Source organism: Klebsiella sp. K5-306 (genome assembly GCF_051835185.1).
GTDB lineage: Bacteria > Pseudomonadota > Gammaproteobacteria > Enterobacterales > Enterobacteriaceae > Klebsiella > Klebsiella oxytoca.
In genome coordinates, this window is the sequence record NZ_JAIFJY010000008.1 from 151,065 (window position 1) to 168,681 (window position 17,617).

The 17,617-nt window shown below is 57.4% G+C and carries 16 protein-coding genes; 8 read left to right on the forward strand and 8 right to left on the reverse strand.

Features of this window, described 5'->3' with window-relative positions:
• Positions 1–61 precede the first annotated feature (61 nt).
• The 4 genes from K2184_RS14415 (at position 62) to glxK (ending at position 5,644) form a co-directional block, all read left to right on the forward strand.
• Positions 62–1,516: an allantoin transporter gene (locus tag K2184_RS14415; protein WP_163524641.1), complete on the forward strand. Its 1,455-nt coding sequence runs from the start codon at positions 62–64 to the stop codon at positions 1,514–1,516.
• A gap of 131 nt (positions 1,517–1,647) precedes the next feature.
• On the forward strand, positions 1,648–3,009 hold the full coding sequence (gene allB / locus K2184_RS14420; protein ID WP_016808724.1) for an allantoinase AllB: 1,362 nt from the start codon (positions 1,648–1,650) through the stop codon (positions 3,007–3,009).
• A gap of 160 nt (positions 3,010–3,169) precedes the next feature.
• Positions 3,170–4,477 carry a uracil/xanthine transporter gene (locus tag K2184_RS14425; protein WP_032719607.1) on the forward strand — a complete coding sequence of 436 codons (1,308 nt, stop codon included), beginning with the start codon at positions 3,170–3,172 and terminating at the stop codon, positions 4,475–4,477.
• A gap of 21 nt (positions 4,478–4,498) precedes the next feature.
• Positions 4,499–5,644: a glycerate 3-kinase gene (gene glxK, locus K2184_RS14430; protein ID WP_004099756.1), complete on the forward strand. Its 1,146-nt coding sequence runs from the start codon at positions 4,499–4,501 to the stop codon at positions 5,642–5,644.
• A 217-nt stretch (positions 5,645–5,861) separates the two neighbouring features.
• Here glxK and allE read toward each other — a convergent pair whose 3' ends face one another.
• Genes allE through allD form a run of 3 tightly spaced genes read right to left on the reverse strand, consistent with a single transcriptional unit; the run spans position 5,862 to position 8,961 of the window.
• Positions 5,862–6,644: a (S)-ureidoglycine aminohydrolase gene (allE, locus tag K2184_RS14435; protein ID WP_004111069.1), complete on the reverse strand. Its 783-nt coding sequence runs from the start codon at positions 6,642–6,644 to the stop codon at positions 5,862–5,864.
• A 10-nt stretch (positions 6,645–6,654) separates the two neighbouring features.
• On the reverse strand, positions 6,655–7,890 hold the full coding sequence (allC, locus tag K2184_RS14440) for an allantoate deiminase (protein ID WP_004099758.1): 1,236 nt from the start codon (positions 7,888–7,890) through the stop codon (positions 6,655–6,657).
• Positions 7,891–7,911: 21 nt separating this feature from the next.
• On the reverse strand, positions 7,912–8,961 hold the full coding sequence (allD, locus tag K2184_RS14445) for an ureidoglycolate dehydrogenase (protein WP_064344905.1): 1,050 nt from the start codon (positions 8,959–8,961) through the stop codon (positions 7,912–7,914).
• Between the two features lie 315 nt (positions 8,962–9,276).
• Here allD and K2184_RS14450 point away from each other — a divergent pair, with 315 nt between their 5' ends.
• Genes K2184_RS14450 through K2184_RS14465 form a run of 4 tightly spaced genes read left to right on the forward strand, consistent with a single transcriptional unit; the run spans position 9,277 to position 13,929 of the window.
• Positions 9,277–10,944 carry an acyl-CoA synthetase FdrA gene (locus tag K2184_RS14450; protein WP_163524643.1) on the forward strand — a complete coding sequence of 556 codons (1,668 nt, stop codon included), beginning with the start codon at positions 9,277–9,279 and terminating at the stop codon, positions 10,942–10,944.
• Positions 10,945–10,953: 9 nt separating this feature from the next.
• Positions 10,954–12,213: a DUF1116 domain-containing protein gene (locus K2184_RS14455; protein WP_163524645.1), complete on the forward strand. Its 1,260-nt coding sequence runs from the start codon at positions 10,954–10,956 to the stop codon at positions 12,211–12,213.
• Between the two features lie 9 nt (positions 12,214–12,222).
• On the forward strand, positions 12,223–13,026 hold the full coding sequence (locus K2184_RS14460) for a DUF2877 domain-containing protein (RefSeq protein ID WP_032727899.1): 804 nt from the start codon (positions 12,223–12,225) through the stop codon (positions 13,024–13,026).
• A 9-nt stretch (positions 13,027–13,035) separates the two neighbouring features.
• Positions 13,036–13,929, forward strand: a complete 894-nt coding sequence (locus K2184_RS14465) for a carbamate kinase (RefSeq protein WP_163524647.1) — start codon at positions 13,036–13,038, stop codon at positions 13,927–13,929.
• Positions 13,930–14,192: 263 nt separating this feature from the next.
• On the opposite strand, the gene purK is transcribed toward K2184_RS14465, so the two are convergent.
• The 5 genes from purK to ppiB all read right to left on the reverse strand — a co-directional run bounded on the left by purK (position 14,193) and on the right by ppiB (position 17,518).
• On the reverse strand, positions 14,193–15,260 hold the full coding sequence (gene purK, locus K2184_RS14470; RefSeq protein ID WP_053064670.1) for a 5-(carboxyamino)imidazole ribonucleotide synthase: 1,068 nt from the start codon (positions 15,258–15,260) through the stop codon (positions 14,193–14,195).
• Positions 15,257–15,766, reverse strand: a complete 510-nt coding sequence (gene purE, locus K2184_RS14475) for a 5-(carboxyamino)imidazole ribonucleotide mutase (RefSeq protein ID WP_004111077.1) — start codon at positions 15,764–15,766, stop codon at positions 15,257–15,259. Before purE ends, purK begins: the two co-directional genes overlap by 4 nt.
• 96 nt (positions 15,767–15,862) lie before the next feature.
• Positions 15,863–16,192, reverse strand: coding sequence for a hypothetical protein (locus K2184_RS14480; RefSeq protein ID WP_004099771.1), 330 nt, complete (start codon positions 16,190–16,192; stop codon positions 15,863–15,865).
• A 105-nt stretch (positions 16,193–16,297) separates the two neighbouring features.
• Entirely contained in the window at positions 16,298–17,020 is a 723-nt protein-coding gene (lpxH, locus tag K2184_RS14485) for a UDP-2,3-diacylglucosamine diphosphatase (protein WP_004099773.1), read from the reverse strand.
• Positions 17,021–17,023: 3 nt separating this feature from the next.
• A complete protein-coding gene (gene ppiB, locus K2184_RS14490) occupies positions 17,024–17,518 on the reverse strand; it encodes a peptidylprolyl isomerase B (RefSeq protein WP_004099775.1) in 495 nt (164 codons plus the stop codon).
• Between the last annotated feature and the right edge of the window lie 99 nt (positions 17,519–17,617).

Consider the following 17,617-nt stretch of genomic DNA (forward strand, 5'->3'; position numbering starts at 1 on the left):
AATTTGTTGTTCCACATAGCTAAACCTACAAACGTAATCCGATGCGTATTAAGAGGGAATTATGGAACAAACTCAAGACCTGTACAAAGCCAGGGGTTACAGCGACGATCTACTGCCCAAAGTAGCCTCGCAGCGTAACTGGAAAACATTTAACTATTTTACCTTATGGATGGGCTCCGTACACAACGTGCCTAATTATGTAATGGTTGGTGGTTTTTTTATTCTCGGGCTATCAACGTTTAGTATAATGATGGCGATAATATTGAGTGCTTTTATTATTGCCCTGGTTATGGTGTTTAATGGTGCTGCCGGAAGTAAATACGGCGTCCCCTTCGCAATGATATTAAGAGCTTCTTATGGTGTGCGTGGGGCATTATTACCCGGCCTGCTCAGAGGCGGCATTGCGGCAATTATGTGGTTTGGTTTGCAATGCTATGCCGGCTCGCTGGCATTCCTGATCTTATTAGGCAAACTGTGGCCCGAGTTTCTGACGCTCGGCGGTGATTTTAAGCTGCTGGGACTGTCGTTGCCGGGGATGATCGCCTTTCTGGTTTTCTGGCTGATTAATGTGGCGATTGGTTTCGGCGGCGGAAAAGTTCTCAATAAATTTACCGCAATCCTCAATCCCTGCATCTATATTGTCTTCGGCGGCATGGCTATCTGGGCTATCTCGCTGGTCGGGATCGGTCCGATCCTTGACTATCTGCCGACCGGGGTGGCGAAAGCGGAGCATACCGGCTTCCTGTTCCTGGTCGTTATCAATGCGGTCGTTGCCGTCTGGGCCGCGCCGGCGGTGAGCGCCTCGGACTTTACCCAGAACGCGCGTTCGTTTCGCGAGCAGGCCGTTGGGCAAACCCTTGGCTTAGTGGTGGCCTATATTCTGTTCGCGGTGGCCGGAGTGTGCATTATCGCCGGCGCCAGTATCCATTACGGTATGGATACCTGGAACGTACTGGATATTGTGCAGAAATGGGACAGCCTGTTTGCCTCGTTCTTTGCGGTGCTGGTGATATTAATGACCACGATCTCCACCAACGCCACCGGTAATATTATTCCTGCGGGCTATCAAATTGCGGCGATTGCTCCCACGAAACTGACCTATAAAAACGGCGTGCTGATTGCCAGTATTATTAGCCTGCTGATCTGCCCCTGGAAATTAATGGAAAATCAGGACAGTATTTATCTTTTTCTCGATATTATCGGCGGTATGCTGGGTCCGGTTATTGGCGTAATGATGGCGCACTATTTTATCGTCATGCGTGGGCAAATTAATCTTGATGAACTTTACACCGCGCCTGGAGATTATAAATATTTCGATAATGGATTTAACGTTACCGCATTCCTGGTAACGATTGTGGCGGTTATTTTATCGCTCGGCGGAAAATTTATCCCGCTGCTCGAATCGTTCTCCCGCGTGTCGTGGTTTGTTGGTGTTATTGTCGCTTTTGCCGCCTACGCCTTGCTGAAAAGGCGGGCCCAGCCGAATAACCTGGCGCGCCCCAATGCTGTGAATTGATTTTATTACAACCAGGAAAGTTTATTTCATGGATGAAGCTTCAAGAGCCAAAGCCATTGGTATTGCGGTGTACGTGGCTGCAAACAGAAGTATGGCGGCTTAATCGTCTGTACACATACAAGGAGTTTTATATGTCTTTTGATTTAATCATTAAAAACGGCACCGTCATTCTGGAAAACGAATCCCGGGTGGTCGATATCGCGGTTGCTGACGGCAAAATTGCCGCTATCGGTGAAAACCTGGGGGACGCGAAGCAGATCATGGATGCCACGGGGCTGATCGTTTCGCCGGGGATGGTCGATGCGCATACGCACATCTCTGAGCCGGGTCGTACCCACTGGGAAGGATACGAAACGGGTACCCGCGCGGCGGCAAAAGGGGGCATCACTACGATGATCGAAATGCCGCTGAACCAGCTGCCGGCCACCGTCGATCGAGAGACCATTGAGCTGAAATTCGACGCCGCGAAAGGCAAGTTGACCATCGATGCCGCGCAGCTTGGCGGACTGGTCTCCTATAACCTTGACCGGCTGCACGAGCTGGATGAAGTGGGCGTGGTGGGGTTCAAATGCTTCGTCGCGACCTGCGGCGATCGCGGGATTGACAATGACTTCCGCGACGTTAACGACTGGCAGTTCTTCAAAGGCGTACAAAAGCTGGCCGAGATGAAGCAGACGGTACTGGTGCACTGCGAAAACGCGCTGATCTGCGATGAGCTGGGCGAAGAGGCGAAAAGAGAAGGGCGCGTGACCGCCCATGATTACGTCGCCTCCCGTCCGGTATTCACCGAAGTTGAGGCGATCCGCCGCGTTCTGTATCTGGCGAAGGTCGCCGGTTGCCGCCTGCACGTGTGCCACGTCAGCAGCCCGGAAGGGGTCGCCGAAGTGACGCGCGCCCGTCAGGAAGGTCAGGATGTCACCTGCGAATCCTGCCCGCACTACTTTGTACTGGATACCGAACAGTTTGAAAAGATTGGCACCCTGGCGAAATGCTCTCCGCCGATCCGCGACGCGGAAAATCAGAAAGGGCTGTGGGAAAAGCTATTCAACGGTGAGATCGACTGCCTGGTGTCCGACCACTCTCCGTGCCCGCCGGAAATGAAGGCGGGCAATATCATGCAGGCCTGGGGCGGGATTGCCGGTCTGCAAAACTGTATGGACGTCATGTTCGATGAAGCGGTGCAGAAGCGCGGTATGCCTTTGCCGCAGTTTGCTCGCCTGATGGCGACCAACGCCGCGGATATTTTCGGCCTGAAGCATAAGGGTCGCATCGCGCCGGGCAAAGACGCTGACCTGGTGTTTATTCAGCCGAACAGCAGCTACGTTCTGCAGGCGGAAGACCTTGAATATCGCCATAAAGTCAGCCCTTACGTCGGCCGTACGATTGGCGCGCGGATCGCCAGAACCCTCCTGCGCGGCGATGTGATCTATGACATCGAGCAGGGCTTCCCGCACGCGCCGAAGGGGAAATTTATCCTTAAGCATCAGCAGTAACGGGGATCCGGTGAATTCCCGGCTTGCGGCGTAAGCGCCTTCTCCGGGCTACGAGCCGATTTGTCGCCCGGATAAGGCGCAAGCCGCGACCCGGGGAATCACTTGCCCCATTCCATGCTCAGCGCCTGTTTAACGGCAGGCGCTTTTTCAGGATTCAATCATGGTGGTATTTCCGCTCAATAAACGAAACACCCTGGCGGGATTTCAATGGTTCTTCTTTATTTTCTGCAACACCGTCGTGGTACCGCCGACATTACAGTCTGCTTTTCAGCTGCCCGCCAGCGCGCTGATTACGCTGACTCAGTACGGTTTTATCACCACCGGGCTGGCCTGCCTGGCGCAGGCGCTGCTGGGCCATCGTCGGGCGATTATGGAAGGGCCTACGGGACTATGGTGGAGCACTATCCTGACCGTCACCGTCGGTGAAGCCGCGCGCGGCACTCCATTTGCCAGCATTGCGTCAAGCCTGGCGGTTGGCATCTCTCTGTCGGCGATATTCACCATCATCATCGGCGTGAGCGGCATCGGTCACCGCCTGGCGAAGCTCTTCAGCCCGACGGTCATGGTCTTTTTTATGCTGCTGCTCGGCGCGCAGCTCACCACGATCTTTTTTAAAGGCATGCTCGGGCTGCCTTTCAGTTCGACCCAGGCTAACGTGGGCGTTCAGCTGGCGCCGTTTAGCCTGGCGCTGGCGGTGATGCTGTTGGTGCTGGGGATGATCATTTTTCTTGCGGACGGCATTGCTCGCTATGCCCTGCTGTTTGGCACCCTCGTAGGCTGGGCTGGCTGGTACCTGCTGTTTCGCACTCCGCCCGCCACGATGGCATCCGGGCCGATTCACTGGCAGTGGTTTCCACTTGGCTACGGCGGGGAGTTACGCCCCGGCATTATTTTGACGGCGCTGCTGGCGGGGCTGGTGAATATTACGAATACCTACGGCGCAATTCGCGGTAGCGACGTTTTTTATCCCCAGCAGGGCGCCAGCAATACCCGCTACCGACGAAGCTTTATTATCTCCGGCCTGATGACCTTAATAACGGTTCCGCTCAGCGTGGTGCCGTTTTCGCCTTTTGTTTCATCGATAGGTTTATTAACCCAAACTGGAGAGACTTCGCGCCAGCCGTTTATTATCGGCTGCCTGTGCTGTCTGCTGGTGGGACTATTTACGCCGCTGACCCACTTTTTTACCACGCTGCCTTTGCCGATTAGCAGCGCGGTCATGCTGGTCTCCTATCTTCCGTTGTTATATTCCAGCTTATCTTTCAGTAAACAAATCACCTTCACCGCACGAAATATCTACCGGCTGGCGCTGCCGTTATTTATCGGCATCTTTTTAATGGGCCTGCCGCCGGTCTATCTCCAGACGCTGCCCCTGACAATTCGACCGCTATTAGGCAACGGCTTATTAATCGGCGTGCTGCTGGCGGTGGTGATGGAAAATCTCATTCCCTGGGATCGTATTAAGTAATGACATTAAAAAGGATGAACCATGAAAATAATTATTGCACCGGACTCTTTCAAAGAAAGCGTAAGCGCCAGCCGCTGCGCCCAGGCGATTAAGGCGGGCTTTACCTCTATTTTCCCGCAGGCGGAGTGCATCTGTCTGCCGATCGCCGACGGCGGCGAGGGGACGGTGGAGGCAATGGTTGAGGCCACCGAGGGTAAAATGGTGATGCTGCCGGTCATGGGGCCGATGGGCGATTTTGTCGGCGCCTTCTATGGCCTGAGCGGCGACGGACACACCGCGTTTATTGAGATGGCGGCGGCCAGCGGACTCATGCTGGTTCCCCCCGACGAACGCAACCCCCTGCAGGCCACCAGCTACGGCACCGGTGAGCTGATTCGCCATGCGCTGGACGCCGGCGTCCGTCACATAATTCTCGGTATTGGCGGCAGCGCCACGGTGGACGGCGGAATGGGGATGGCTCAGGCGCTGGGAGCACGCTTTGTTGATGAACGCGGCGAGAGCGTCGGCCTCGGCGGCGGAGCGTTAGAGCGGCTGGTCAACGTTGATTTACGCGATCTCGACCCGCGACTTCGCGAGTGCCGGATTGACGTAGCCTGCGATGTGGATAATCCGCTACTCGGCGAACGCGGCGCGGCGGCGGTCTTTGGCCCGCAAAAAGGGGCCTGCGCAGGCATGGTCGCCGTTCTGGAGCGCGGTTTAGAAAATTACGCTCAGGTGCTGCTGGCGGCAACCGGTCAGGATGTGACGGCGATGGTCGGCGGCGGCGCGGCCGGCGGGATGGGCGCGGCGGCTCGCGTATTCCTTAACGCCACGCTGAAATCGGGCATTGATATTGTGCTGGAGGCGGTTCATCTGGAGGAGGCGCTGCGCGATGCGGACCTGGTGATCACCGGCGAAGGGCGTATGGATTCGCAAACCGTCGGCGGCAAAGCGCCGGTTGGCGTGGCGCGGATCGCCAAAAAGCACGGCATTCCGGTTATCGGCATCGCCGGCGTGCTGGGTGACGGCGTCGAAGCGGTGCATCAGCATGGTATTGATGCGGTCTTTAGCATTCTTCCCGCGCTGGCGCCGCTGGCCGAGGTGCTGGATCGCGGCGAGCAGAATCTTTACGCCTGCGCGCGCAATATCGCCTGCGCCATCAAGCTTGGCCAGACGCTGCCTGCCTGAATAAAAAATGCCACGGTTCACACCGTGGCAAAATCCAACATAGCTAAACAAAAAAGTGAATTCTGGGCGTTTGATAACCAACCTGTTTTGAACACTGCGCCCGCTTTTTAGCGGCTGGCGCCTTACCCGGCCTACGAAATTGACGATAGCAAAAAGTTGTACTGAATCCGTAGGCCCGCGCCAGCGGGCAATAGTAACGTTTGCAGCTTGTCAGCCATCAGATCTCAACGTCGCGGTTGCAGTCTTTTGAATAGATGTAGCTGAACGTTTCCCGTCCGACGCCGTATCCCGCCTGCAGGGAGTAAGCGCCCATAAAGATATAATCGCCTTGCTTGACCGGAACCCAGCTGTTGTCGAGGTTATACACTCCCTGGCCGGAGAGAATATAGGCGCCATGCTCCTGGACGTGGGTTTCAATGTAGCCGTGGCTGGCCCCCGGTGCGAAAGAGAGAATATGCATATTCATATCGAAGCCCAGCTCTTTTGGCAGGAAATCGATCAGAATAACGTCTTCCATTCCTTCATAATGAATACGCTCCAGCTGGCTGACGTTGCCGGTGACCAGATAAGGCGCATGGCCCTCTGTCGGAATATAGCGGCGCTTATAGAGGAAGAGCTGGCTATCGGCTGAATGGTTATTACTGAAAGTCATCCGCTCACCCGGCGGGCAGTAAAGATAACCGCCTTCGGTCAGCGCGAAGGATTTACCCTGAGCCCCGGCGATGATTTCTCCCTTAATCACATACAGGAAGGTCTCGATGCCTTCGCCGCCAAAACCGCTTTGATGACCGCCGTTTTCATGCAGCGTGACCAGATAATCAACAAAGGTGGCGCCTAATTTCGGCGTTGACAAAATAGTCACATCGCAATGTTCAAAACCCGGAATAACGTTCTTGACCAGACCGTCCGGCGTCAGCAGCGCGTAATTGCCGTGGCGCACGATGGAACGGCTGGCCAGTAAATCATCGCGATAGCCAAGCACATTATTTAAATAACCCATGATCGTTTCCTTATTCAGTCCAGGCCAGTTGATGCAACATTAAGGCGAGCGTTTTTACGCCTTCCGCCAGATCCTCGATATGCGTGCTTTCCGCCGGGTTATGGCTGATGCCTTTGATGCTCGGCATAAAGATCATGCAGGTCGGGAAGCAGGGAGCGAATATCTGCGCGTCGTGTCCCGCGCCGCTGTGCATCACGCGGAAATTCACCTTCTCTTTTTCACAAAGCGCGGTGAGCTGGGCCACCAGCTTCTTATCCATGGGAACCGGAGCCTCATCCATCCACAGGTCGATCTCAATGCCGATATCCATCTCCTGGCAGATCCGCCGCATATCGGCCTCAATGACCTCAGTAAATGCCGTTAACTCCAGAGCATCGGTATGGCGGCAGTCCATAGTGAAGACGGTTTTGCCCGGTACCACGTTGACGGTATTCGGCTGCGGGTCGACTTTACCGAAGGTGAGCACCAGCGGGTCACCGTGGGCTTTTGCTTTGGCGATAGATTCGCAGCAGATACGGCTAAAGGCGTGGACGGTATCGCGACGGTAGCCCATTGGCGTCGTGCCGGCATGGTTAGACTCGCCGGTGAGGGTGATGGTGTAGCGACGCTGTCCGACTATGGCGTTGACCACGCCGATCGACTGCTTGTTGGTTTCCAGCACGCGACCCTGCTCAATATGCAGCTCTACGAAGGCTTTAATATCCCGGCGTGGCGCCAGCGGAGCGGCGGGTAGGCTGAAACCGCACTGCTTCATGGCATCGATAAACGCCACGCCTTTAGCGTCTTTAATTTCGCGTACGTCCGCTGGATTAGCGATGCCGACGATATTTTTGCTGCCCCAGAAGACGTAAGGGAAGCGGCTACCTTCTTCTTCCGCTAACGCCAGCACTTCCACGGTGCGCAGCGGCGCCCCGTAGGTCTCTTTTAGCCAGCGAACCGCCAGCCAGGCCGCCAGTGCGCCGAACTGGCCGTCAAGATTGCCGCCGTTAACGACGCTATCAATATGCGAACCGCTGAGGATAACCTCATCGGGAAAGCGCGTGCCGGGCAGGCGACCATAGAGATTGCCCACTTCATCAAAGCGCGTTTCCAGTCCGCTTTCGCTCATTCTTTGTTTGAATGCCTGCTGCGCCTGCAGCCATTCTGGCGAATAGAGCAGGCGGGTTATGCCCCCGGTCGGGTCGGCGCCGAAAGAGGAAAGCCAGGGCAATGTCTCTTCTATTGCCTGTCGAAAATAATGAGCCATACGCAACTCCTGTATTTTAATTTATTGAGCAAACGGGGAATTGGTTTCATAAGAGCGGTTATATAAAGCGTCCGAAACCAGATAGTCATAAATCTCATCAACGATCTCGATACCGTTGACGGCGCTGTTTTTCTCATTGATATCCAGGTTCTGCCCGGGGTAATACACCTGGTTAAATCCGGGCGCTGGCGTAATGGCGTTTAATTCACGCATGGTGTCGCTGATATGCCGGCGGAATAGCGCGCTGGAGGAGAAAAATGCCGGGTTGATGACGATATGCAGCTGGCCCAGCTCGCGTCCCTGGCTCAGGTTGTCGTACATAGAGCTGACCTGGCGGCCGAAGGGGAGATTGAGCAAAATGCCGGAGAGGACGTCGATCATCATCATCAGGCCGTAGCCTTTCGGGCCGGCTGCCGGAAGCAGGGCGTGAACGGCAAAAGGATCGCGGGTCGGCGCGCCGTTTTTATCCACCGCCCAGCTATCGGGAATGGTTTCATGGCGCGAGCGGGCGTCGAGAATTTTCCCCCATGCCTGCACCGTGGTGGCCATGTCGAAGGTGATGATATCATCGCCCTCGCCGGGCGCGGCAAAGGCCAGCGGGTTGGTTCCGTAATAGATTTCCGCCCCGCCAAAAGGCACGACCATCGGGTCTGACTGGCACAGCGAAATCCCGATTAGCCCGGCGCGGGCGGCCTGCCGGGTGAAGTAAGAGATCGCTCCGCTGTGGCCCATACGCCGGATGCCGACCACGGCCACGCCGTTTTCCCTGGCCAATTCTATCGCGTGCTCCATGCCCATTTTGGCGGCCACCTGACCGGCGGCATTATCGGCATGCAAAATACCGCTGCAGGGGCCGTTCTTTTCAAAGGTGAAGGTGGGATGACGATTGGTTCCGCCTTTTGAAATACGTTCCGCATAATATTCAACGCGAACCGCGCCGTGCGAATGAATACCCCTGGCATCGGCATAAACCAGTACATCGGCAATGATATCCGCGTGATTGCGAGTAAGCCCTGCTGTATTCAGCTTATTGGCAATAAGCTGATGAAGTGTTTCCCGACTGACTTTCATCTGTCTTCCTTTTAACGACGGTGTAGAGCCTGACTGCCAAATAAAATACGGGGAAAATAAACTTAAATTGTGATCTGCATTGGTAAAAATAGTTAGTTAGATTTTATTTAATAATCACCGTAGGTTTGTCAGAAGGGACCCGGTTAATCTATTCATTAAAAAACTCGGGCTAATGCCTTCGGCTTTATTTGAAAGCGTCTTGTAATAATTCTCATGTGATTCCGGTCACGCCGTCGATAATTTTATCCCGTTAGCCTGATGGCAGATTAACCATGCTCATTCAATTGCAATGGGTGCAATTATTGGGGAGTTATTATGATCCATGCCTTTATTAAAAAGGGCTGTTTCCAGGATTCGGTCAGCTTAATGATTATTTCACGCAAGCTGAGCGAGTCGGAAAATATCGATGATGTTTCAGTCATGATGGGCACACCGGCAAATAAATCGCTGTTGGAAACGACCGGGTTCTGGCACGACGATTTTGCCAGCGCGACGCCAAATGACATTTGCGTGGCGATCCGCACCGATTGCGCGGATGCGTCGGTTACGCAAATGATCGCCGCCCGTCTTGATGAGGCCCTTACCGCCCTGGCGCAGGGGAGCGGACAAAGTCAAAGCCTGAGCGTGGTTCGCCGCTGGCAAAGCGCAACGCAGAAAATACCCCAGGCCAATATGACCTTAATTTCCGTTGCCGGGGAGTACGCCGCGGAGCTTGCCCATCAGGCGCTCAGCAGCGAGAAAAACGTCATGATCTTCTCCGACAACGTCACGCTGGAAGATGAAATCGCGCTCAAAACCTGCGCCCGTGACAAAGGGCTGCTGGTCATGGGGCCGGACTGCGGCACCGCCATGATTGCCGGCACGCCGCTGGCTTTCGCCAACGTTACGCCGGAAGGCAACATCGGCGTTATTGGCGCGTCCGGCACCGGTATTCAGGAGCTGGTCTCGCAGATTGTCCTCGGCGGCGAAGGGATCAGCCATGCGATCGGTCTCGGCGGCCGCGATCTGAGCGCCGAAGTGGGCGGCATCAGCGCGCAAACGGCGCTGGAAATGCTGACCCAGGATGCGCAGAGCCAGGTGCTGGCCTTTGTTTCTAAACCTCCCGCCGAAGCGGTGCGTCTGAAGATCATCGCCGCCATGAAGCGCAGCGCGAAACCGGTGGTGGCGCTATTTCTCGGCTATACGCCGCCGATCGCCCGCGATGAAAACGTCTGGTTCGCCCGCACGCTTGACGAGGCCGGGCGTCTGGCCTGCCTGCTGGCGCGAGTGGGACGGCGTCAGGCAAGCCTTCCCGCGGTGGCGGGCAAGCAGATTCGCGGCTTATACACCGGCGGTACGCTGGCTGCTGAATCCGCAGGATTGCTGGCAGAACGGCTGAACATTACCCCTGATGCGCATCACCCGCAGGGCATGATGCTCGACGCGCAGGGGCACCGGGTCGTCGATCTTGGTGACGATTTTTACACCGTCGGCCGTCCGCATCCGATGATCGACCCCTCCCTGCGCAACCAGCTGATTGCCGAACTTGGCGCGGAAACTCAGGTTGGCGTACTGCTGCTGGACGTGGTGATTGGCTACGGCGCCACCGCCGATCCGGCCGGCTCGCTGGTCGAAGCATGCCAGCGGGCGTGGGCGACCAGAGCCGACGATAGTCCGCTGCACGTTATCGCGACGGTGACCGGAACCGAAAGCGATCCGCAGTGCCGCTCCCGTCAGATTTCAGTCCTTGAAGATGCGGGGATCGCCGTGGTCGATAGCCTGCCTGAAGCCACCTTGCTTGCCGCCGCGCTGATTAGCCCGCCGCGGAAAGCCGCTCCTGCCCCGCGCGCCGGCCTGCTGGACGGCGTGTCGGTGATTAATGCTGGCCTGCGCAGCTTTGCGCTCGATTTACAGACCGCCGGAACGCCGGTTGTTCACTATCAGTGGGCGCCGATTGCCGGTGGGAATAAGAAACTGGCTCGTTTATTAGAACGTTTGCAATAAGAGGTCTCTATGTTTACATCAGTGGCGCAGGCCAATGACGCAGTAATAGAACGAATTCGTAATGCACGTCCGCACTGGCTGGATGTGAAGCCGGCGGGTTCTTTAATCGGGGCGCTGAATCAAAACAAAACGCTGCTCCACGCCGGGCCGCCGATGCGCTGGCAGGAGATGACCGGTCCGATGAAAGGGGCCTGCATTGGGGCCTGCCTGTTCGAAGGCTGGGCGCAGGATGAGAAAACGGCCCACGCGATGCTGGAAAACGGCGAGATTACCTTTATTCCCTGCCACCACGTTAATGCCGTAGGGCCGATGGGCGGTATTACTTCGCCGAATATGCCGATGCTGGTCGTGGAGAACATCGCCGAAGGTAACCGCGCGTATTGCAACCTGAACGAAGGCATTGGCAAGGTGATGCGTTTCGGCGCCTACGGCGAAGATGTGCAGCAGCGCCTGCGCTGGATGCGCGATGTGCTGATGCCCGTTCTCAGTGCGGCGCTGAAACAGATGACGTGCGGCATTGATCTCACCGCGATGATGGCGCAGGGCATCACCATGGGCGATGAGTTCCACCAGCGCAATATCGCCACCTCCGCGCTGCTGATGCGCACGCTGGCACCGCATCTGGCGCGACTCGACCACGATAAACAACAGATCGCCGAAGTGATGGATTTTCTCGCCATCACCGATCAGTTCTTCCTCAACCTGGCGATGGCCTACTGCAAATCAGCGATGGATGCTGGGGCGCAGATCCGCGCCGGCAGTATTGTCACCGCGATGACCCGCAACGGCGATATGTTCGGTATTCGCGTTAGCGGACTGGGCGACCGCTGGTTTACCGCACCGGTGAATACGCCGCAGGGGCTGTTCTTTACCGGTTTCTCTCAGGAACAGGCCAACCCGGATATGGGCGACAGCGCCATTACCGAAACCTTCGGCATCGGCGGCGCGGCGATGATTGCGGCGCCGGGGGTGACCCGCTTTGTCGGCGCTGGCGGAATGGAGGCGGCAAAATCCGTTTCGGAGGAGATGGCGGAAATCTTCCTTGAGCGCAATATGCAGCTGCAGATTCCTGGCTGGGATTTCCAGGGCGCCTGTCTTGGACTGGATATTCGCCGGGTGGTTGAAACCGGCATTACGCCGCTCATTAACACCGGGATCGCCCATAAAGAAGCGGGGATCGGCCAGATTGGCGCCGGAACCGTCAGAGCGCCGCTGGCCTGTTTCGAGCAGGCGCTGGAAGCGCTGGCGGACGAACTGGGCGTGAGCTGAGGTAGCGCGATGGAGAGGATTCGTCCGCTGATAGGCAGCGTCGATGCGCCGGATCATCGCCAACCGTGGCGAATCGGCGGCCTCTGGCGGCGCACCATTAACCTCTATGTTGCAGGCGGCGCGCTGCTGACGCTACATCATCGGGGGCAGGGCGTGAGCCCCGGCGGATGGGTTGTTCGTCATCGCGATTTTATCCGGCTGCACGCGGCGCTGCGGACGGGGGCGTCGCCGATAGCGCGGAATGACGGTATTCAGGTCGGCGATCTTTTGCTGATGCCGCCGCGCAGGCGCTGCTCCCTGCGGCTCCGCTGTCAATCCGTAAACGCTTATCTCCCGCCAGCGCTGATGAGTCGACCGGAGGAGACCGGGCTGTTCGGGCCGCTGTCGCAGGCTATCGAGCTGCGGCAGCATCCCGAGCTGCGCCAGCTTCGCCACTGTTTTGCCTCCGCGCTGGCCGGCAACGCCGTCGACTGGCGCCTGTGGCTGGGCAAGGGGCCGGGCCTGACGCCCAGCCTGGACGACATGCTGATCGGCATGATGCTGGCGGCGTGGCGCTCGGGGCGCATGTCACCCTGCGGCGGAAGGGCATTTTTTCGCGCCTCCGGCGATCTGCGCGCGGCCACCACTCAGGTGAGCGTCAACTATTTACGCTACGCCAGCGAGGGGCGCTTCGCTTCGCCGCTGATGCATTTTGCCTGCGCCCTGCAACGTGGACGACGTCTCGAGCCCGCCGTCGAAGCGCTGCTGGCGATGGGGCATACCTCCGGCGCCGACACGCTTCTGGGATTCTGGCTGGCGCAACATCTTATCTAAGGACTTTTTATGAAAACGCTGGTTGTTGCCCTTGGCGGCAACGCTTTATTACAGCGCGGGGAAGCGCTGACCGTAGAAAATCAGTACCGCAATATCGATAGCGCGGTTCCCGCGCTGGCGCGTCTGGCGCAGACGTATCGGCTGGCCATTGTGCACGGCAACGGGCCGCAGGTGGGTCTGCTGGCGCTGCAAAATCTGGCCTACGGCGACGTTGAGCCCTATCCGCTGGACGTGCTGGTCGCGGAGAGCCAGGGCATGATTGGCTATATGCTGGCCCAGCGCCTGGCGCAGGAATCACTCATGCCGCCGGTATCGACGGTGATGACCCGCATTACAGTCTCGTCAAACGATCCGGCCTTTTCGGCGCCGGAGAAGTTTATTGGTCCGGTTTACGATCCGGAGCTGCAAAAACGGCTGGAAGATGAGTACGGCTGGAGGATGAAGCGCGACGGTAAATATGTGCGTCGGGTGGTTCCTTCGCCGACGCCGGTGAGGATTGAGGAGAGCGAGTCGATTGAGCGTCTGCTGGGTGAGGGGCACGTGGTGATATGCTGCGGCGGCGGCGGAATTCCGGTGCTTGAGAGCGGGCATGGCGCAGAGGCGGTGATTGATAAAGACCTCGCTGCCGCGCTGCTGGCGGAGCAGATTGATGCCGATGGCCTGGCGATCCTGACCGACGCGGATGCGGTATATGAACATTGGGGCACCCCCATGCAGCGACCGATCCGCGAAGCGACGCCGGAAGAGCTGGCGCCTTTTGCCCGCGACGACGGCGCGATGGGGCCGAAAATCGCGGCGGTAAGCGGCTACGTGCGCCGTCGGGGCAAGCGGGCGTGGATTGGGGCGCTGTCGCGTATCGATGACACCCTTGCCGGGCTGGCGGGAACCTGCATTAAGCCCTGATGCACAGGTAAAATCACGCGCCGAAGCAGACGCTGAAATATCCTGCGCTCTTTCCCCGGGGGCGGCGCTCGACGCGCCTTGCCCGGGCTACATGTTCGTGCGGTTTGCGGATTTTGTTGAATGGCTACGGGGCAAATGATGGTTGGTCTGGTAGCCCGGCTAAGGCGCAGCGCGCCGCAAGCCGGGATTCTGACGAAGGATTATGGCAGAGAGGTAGCCCGGGCAGGTGCGCAGCACCGCCTCCGGGACTATGGAGAGCTGGATTACGCCAGCTGCGCCTGCGCCCAGAATACACCGCTGGCGTATTCCGGCGGCAGCAGCGGCTTCAGCGCTTCCAGCGTCGCGCTCAGGCGATCGGTATCGCTGTCGGTCAGGTTCAGGTGACCGACTTTACGTCCCGGACGCACCTCTTTGTCGTACCAGTGCAGATGCACCAGCGGTAGCTTCAGCCAGTCATAGTTGAGATCGGTACCGATCAGGTTGATCATCACCGACGGGCTGTTGACCACCGGCGGCGGCAGCGGCAGATCGGTAATCGCCCGCAGATGAAGCTCAAACTGGCTGATGGACGCGCCGTTCTGCGTCCAGTGGCCGCTATTGTGCACGCGTGGCGCCAGTTCGTTAATCAGCAGACCATCAGCGGTGACAAAACACTCCATCGCCATCACGCCAACGTAGCCCAGCTCATTCATGATCGCCGTCAGCATCTGTTCGGCCTGCGCCTGCTGGCGGGCGTTGGCCTGCGGAAAGGCGACGCTGGCGCGTAAAATACCGTCCTGATGCAGGTTGCGGGTCAGCGGATAGAAGACCGTGCTGCCGTCCCGGGCGCGTGCGCCGACCAGCGACACTTCGGCGGAGAAGTTAATCCCCTGCTCAACGATACACTCGCCGTAGTTATCATCCGGCAGCTGCGCGGTTTCATTTTCCCGCAAACGCCACTGACCGCGGCCATCATAGCCGCCGACGCGGCGCTTAACGATAGCCAGCTCGCCGAGACGGGCGAATACCGTCGGCCATTCGCTTTTCTCCGCCAGAAGCTGCCACGGCGCGGTAGCGAGCTCCAGCTTATCGAACAGCTGCTTTTGCGTCAGACGGTCGGCGATAACCGGAAAAACGTCGCGGTTGACGAAGGCGGAATGACGCGCCAGCTCGCGGGTCAGCGCCGTTTCCGGCCAGCGTTCAATCTCTGCGGTAATCACGCTTTGCTGTACCGGCACTGCTTCCGGGTCGGCTTCGAGACCGACCGGCCAGACCGCAATACCCAGCGGTTCGCCAGCCTGGCGCAGCATTCGGCCTAGCTGGCCGTTACCGAGAACGCAAACTTGTTTCATGCCGCACCCCGCGGATCCGGGTTATCCAGTACTTCATCGGTTTGCGCCTGGCGCCAGGCGCTGAGGCGCTGGTGCAGTTCCGCATCGTGCTGGGCGAGGATCTGCGCAGCCAGCAGGGCGGCGTTGGCGGCGCCGGCTTTACCGATAGCCAGCGTACCAACCGGGATACCGCGCGGCATCTGAACGATGGAGTAGAGGCTGTCTACGCCGCTCAGCGCTGCGCTCTGCACCGGCACGCCCAACACCGGCACCAGCGTTTTCGCCGCAATCATGCCCGGCAGATGCGCCGCGCCGCCCGCACCGGCAATAATCACCTGAAAACCATTGTCTTGCGCGCCTTCGGCGAAGCTGAACAGTTTATCGGGGGTGCGGTGGGCGGAAACCACTTCGACATGGTACGGAACGTTCAGGGCATCAAGGATTTCTGCGGTAAACTGCATGGTAGCCCAGTCGCTTTTGGACCCCATCACGATGGCGATACGCGCCGAATTATTGCGGGAAGACATGCGTCTTAAAACTCCTGTGGGTGTGTTGCACACTGCTTTAGAGGCCACAGAGAATAGCATGAACTCCCGGCAAGGAAAACGGTTGCGTGCGCATGGCTAGCCCTCTTTTGTCTCGTCGTGACTGGGGGCAACGCGCCGGTTATGGGCGGTGGTCGCGCTGGCAAAAAAGGTAAAAACCAGCACCACTCCCCAGGGCAGCATAAGAATGCTCATGACCAGCATGTAGATTTGCACAAAGCGCTCATCGTGCGGCCGCGTACAAAGCAGATAAATCGCGTAAAAATAGAGGATCCAAAGTAGCGCTGCGATTCCCAGCACGGTCAGCGAACCGAAGTAGATAAACACCAGGCCAAAATAGCTGGCGGTAATCGGGCCGATGACGGCGATAACCATGCCCCAGATTAGGGGCTGACTCCATTTTTGCATGCTCGTTCCTTGAGTGTGGTTTGCTGGAAAATTAACCTGGGGTTAAACGTCAGGACAGCCATTCTGCTGCCTGAAGTGCTTTTTCGGAATAGTGCTTGCTGGAACTCAGAAGGGGAACTGAATCAGTTCGACCTTTTCGGCCGTCACTTTGACCATGGAGCCTTCGTGATGCCATGCGCCCAGAACCACGCGATATGCGGATTGACCGTTGGCTTCTAGCGGATGGACGGCAGGACGGTGCGTATGCCCGTGAATCAGCCATTGAACGTGATGTTTTTCCATAACGTCAACGACCGCCTGTGGATTCACATCCATAATTTCCATCGACTTGCTGCTGTTGGCCGCTTTGCTGTCGGCGCGCATTCTGGCAGCGATACGGCGGCGGATAAACAGCGGTAGGGCCAGAAACAGGCGTTGGATCCAGGGATTGTGCACTTTCGCACGAAACGCCAGATAGCCGGCATCGTCGGTGCAGAGGGTGTCGCCGTGCATAATCAGCACCTTGCGCCCGTAGAGGTCGAGAAGCTTCTCTTCCGGCAGCAGGGTCATGGCGCTTTCGCGGGCAAAGCGCTGACCGACGAGAAAATCGCGGTTGCCGTGAAGGAAGTAGCAGGGGACGCCGGAATCGGCCAGCGCTTTCAGCGCTGAAGCAATTTGCCGATGCAGCGGGTTGGGATCGTCATCGCCGATCCAGGCTTCAAACAGGTCGCCGAGGATATACAGGGCGTCCGCCTTGCGGGCTTCCCCCTGTAAAAAGCGCAGAAAACCGGCGGTAATCGCCGGTTCTTCCGTTTGCAGATGTAAATCCGCAATAAAAAGTGTCGCCACGAATTATTCGCTGACGGTGACGCTTTTGATCACAACATCTTCTTTCGGCACATCCTGATGCATGCCGCTTCGGCCGGTGGCGACCGCTTTGATTTTGTCGACCACGTCCATACCCTCAACGACTTCTGCGAATACGCAGTAGCCCCAACCCTGCAGGCTTTCGCCGGAGAAGTTCAGGAAGTCGTTATCGGCGACGTTGATGAAGAACTGCGCGGTGGCGGAGTGAGGCGCCTGAGTACGGGCCATTGCCAGGGTGCCGCGGGTGTTTTTCAGACCGTTGTTAGCTTCGTTCTGAATAGGAGATTTGGTGGTTTTCTGATTCATGCCCGGCTCAAAACCGCCGCCCTGAATCATAAAACCGTTGATGACACGGTGGAAAATGGTGTTGTCGTAGAAACCTTCACGACAGTAGTCCAGGAAGTTTTTAACTGTTTCCGGCGCTTTGTCGTCAAACGTCTTGATTACGATATCGCCATGATTGGTGTGGAAAGTAACCATTTTTGCATCCTGTTCCGATGATTGTGGTGCCTGCACCCGGTGTCGGGTGAGATATAGGGGGCTGTTATAGCATAACCGCGAGGTTGGATCACCTTGCAA

Excerpts from the sequence above, each read along its gene's own strand:
- ppiB (WP_004099775.1), bottom strand. The coding sequence starts at position 17,518 with ATGGTTACTTTCCACACCAATCATGGCGATATCGTAATCAAGACGTTT.
- allC (WP_004099758.1), bottom strand. The coding sequence starts at position 7,890 with ATGGCTCATTATTTTCGACAGGCAATAGAAGAGACATTGCCCTGGCTT.
- K2184_RS14480 (WP_004099771.1), bottom strand. The coding sequence starts at position 16,192 with ATGCAAAAATGGAGTCAGCCCCTAATCTGGGGCATGGTTATCGCCGTC.
- allE (WP_004111069.1), bottom strand. The coding sequence starts at position 6,644 with ATGGGTTATTTAAATAATGTGCTTGGCTATCGCGATGATTTACTGGCC.
- K2184_RS14460 (WP_032727899.1), top strand. The coding sequence starts at position 12,223 with ATGGAGAGGATTCGTCCGCTGATAGGCAGCGTCGATGCGCCGGATCAT.
- allD (WP_064344905.1), bottom strand. The coding sequence starts at position 8,961 with ATGAAAGTCAGTCGGGAAACACTTCATCAGCTTATTGCCAATAAGCTG.
- purE (WP_004111077.1), bottom strand. The coding sequence starts at position 15,766 with ATGTCTTCCCGCAATAATTCGGCGCGTATCGCCATCGTGATGGGGTCC.
- K2184_RS14465 (WP_163524647.1), top strand. The coding sequence starts at position 13,036 with ATGAAAACGCTGGTTGTTGCCCTTGGCGGCAACGCTTTATTACAGCGC.
- K2184_RS14415 (WP_163524641.1), top strand. The coding sequence starts at position 62 with ATGGAACAAACTCAAGACCTGTACAAAGCCAGGGGTTACAGCGACGAT.
- K2184_RS14450 (WP_163524643.1), top strand. The coding sequence starts at position 9,277 with ATGATCCATGCCTTTATTAAAAAGGGCTGTTTCCAGGATTCGGTCAGC.
- K2184_RS14455 (WP_163524645.1), top strand. The coding sequence starts at position 10,954 with ATGTTTACATCAGTGGCGCAGGCCAATGACGCAGTAATAGAACGAATT.
- purK (WP_053064670.1), bottom strand. The coding sequence starts at position 15,260 with ATGAAACAAGTTTGCGTTCTCGGTAACGGCCAGCTAGGCCGAATGCTG.
- K2184_RS14425 (WP_032719607.1), top strand. The coding sequence starts at position 3,170 with ATGGTGGTATTTCCGCTCAATAAACGAAACACCCTGGCGGGATTTCAA.
- allB (WP_016808724.1), top strand. The coding sequence starts at position 1,648 with ATGTCTTTTGATTTAATCATTAAAAACGGCACCGTCATTCTGGAAAAC.
- glxK (WP_004099756.1), top strand. The coding sequence starts at position 4,499 with ATGAAAATAATTATTGCACCGGACTCTTTCAAAGAAAGCGTAAGCGCC.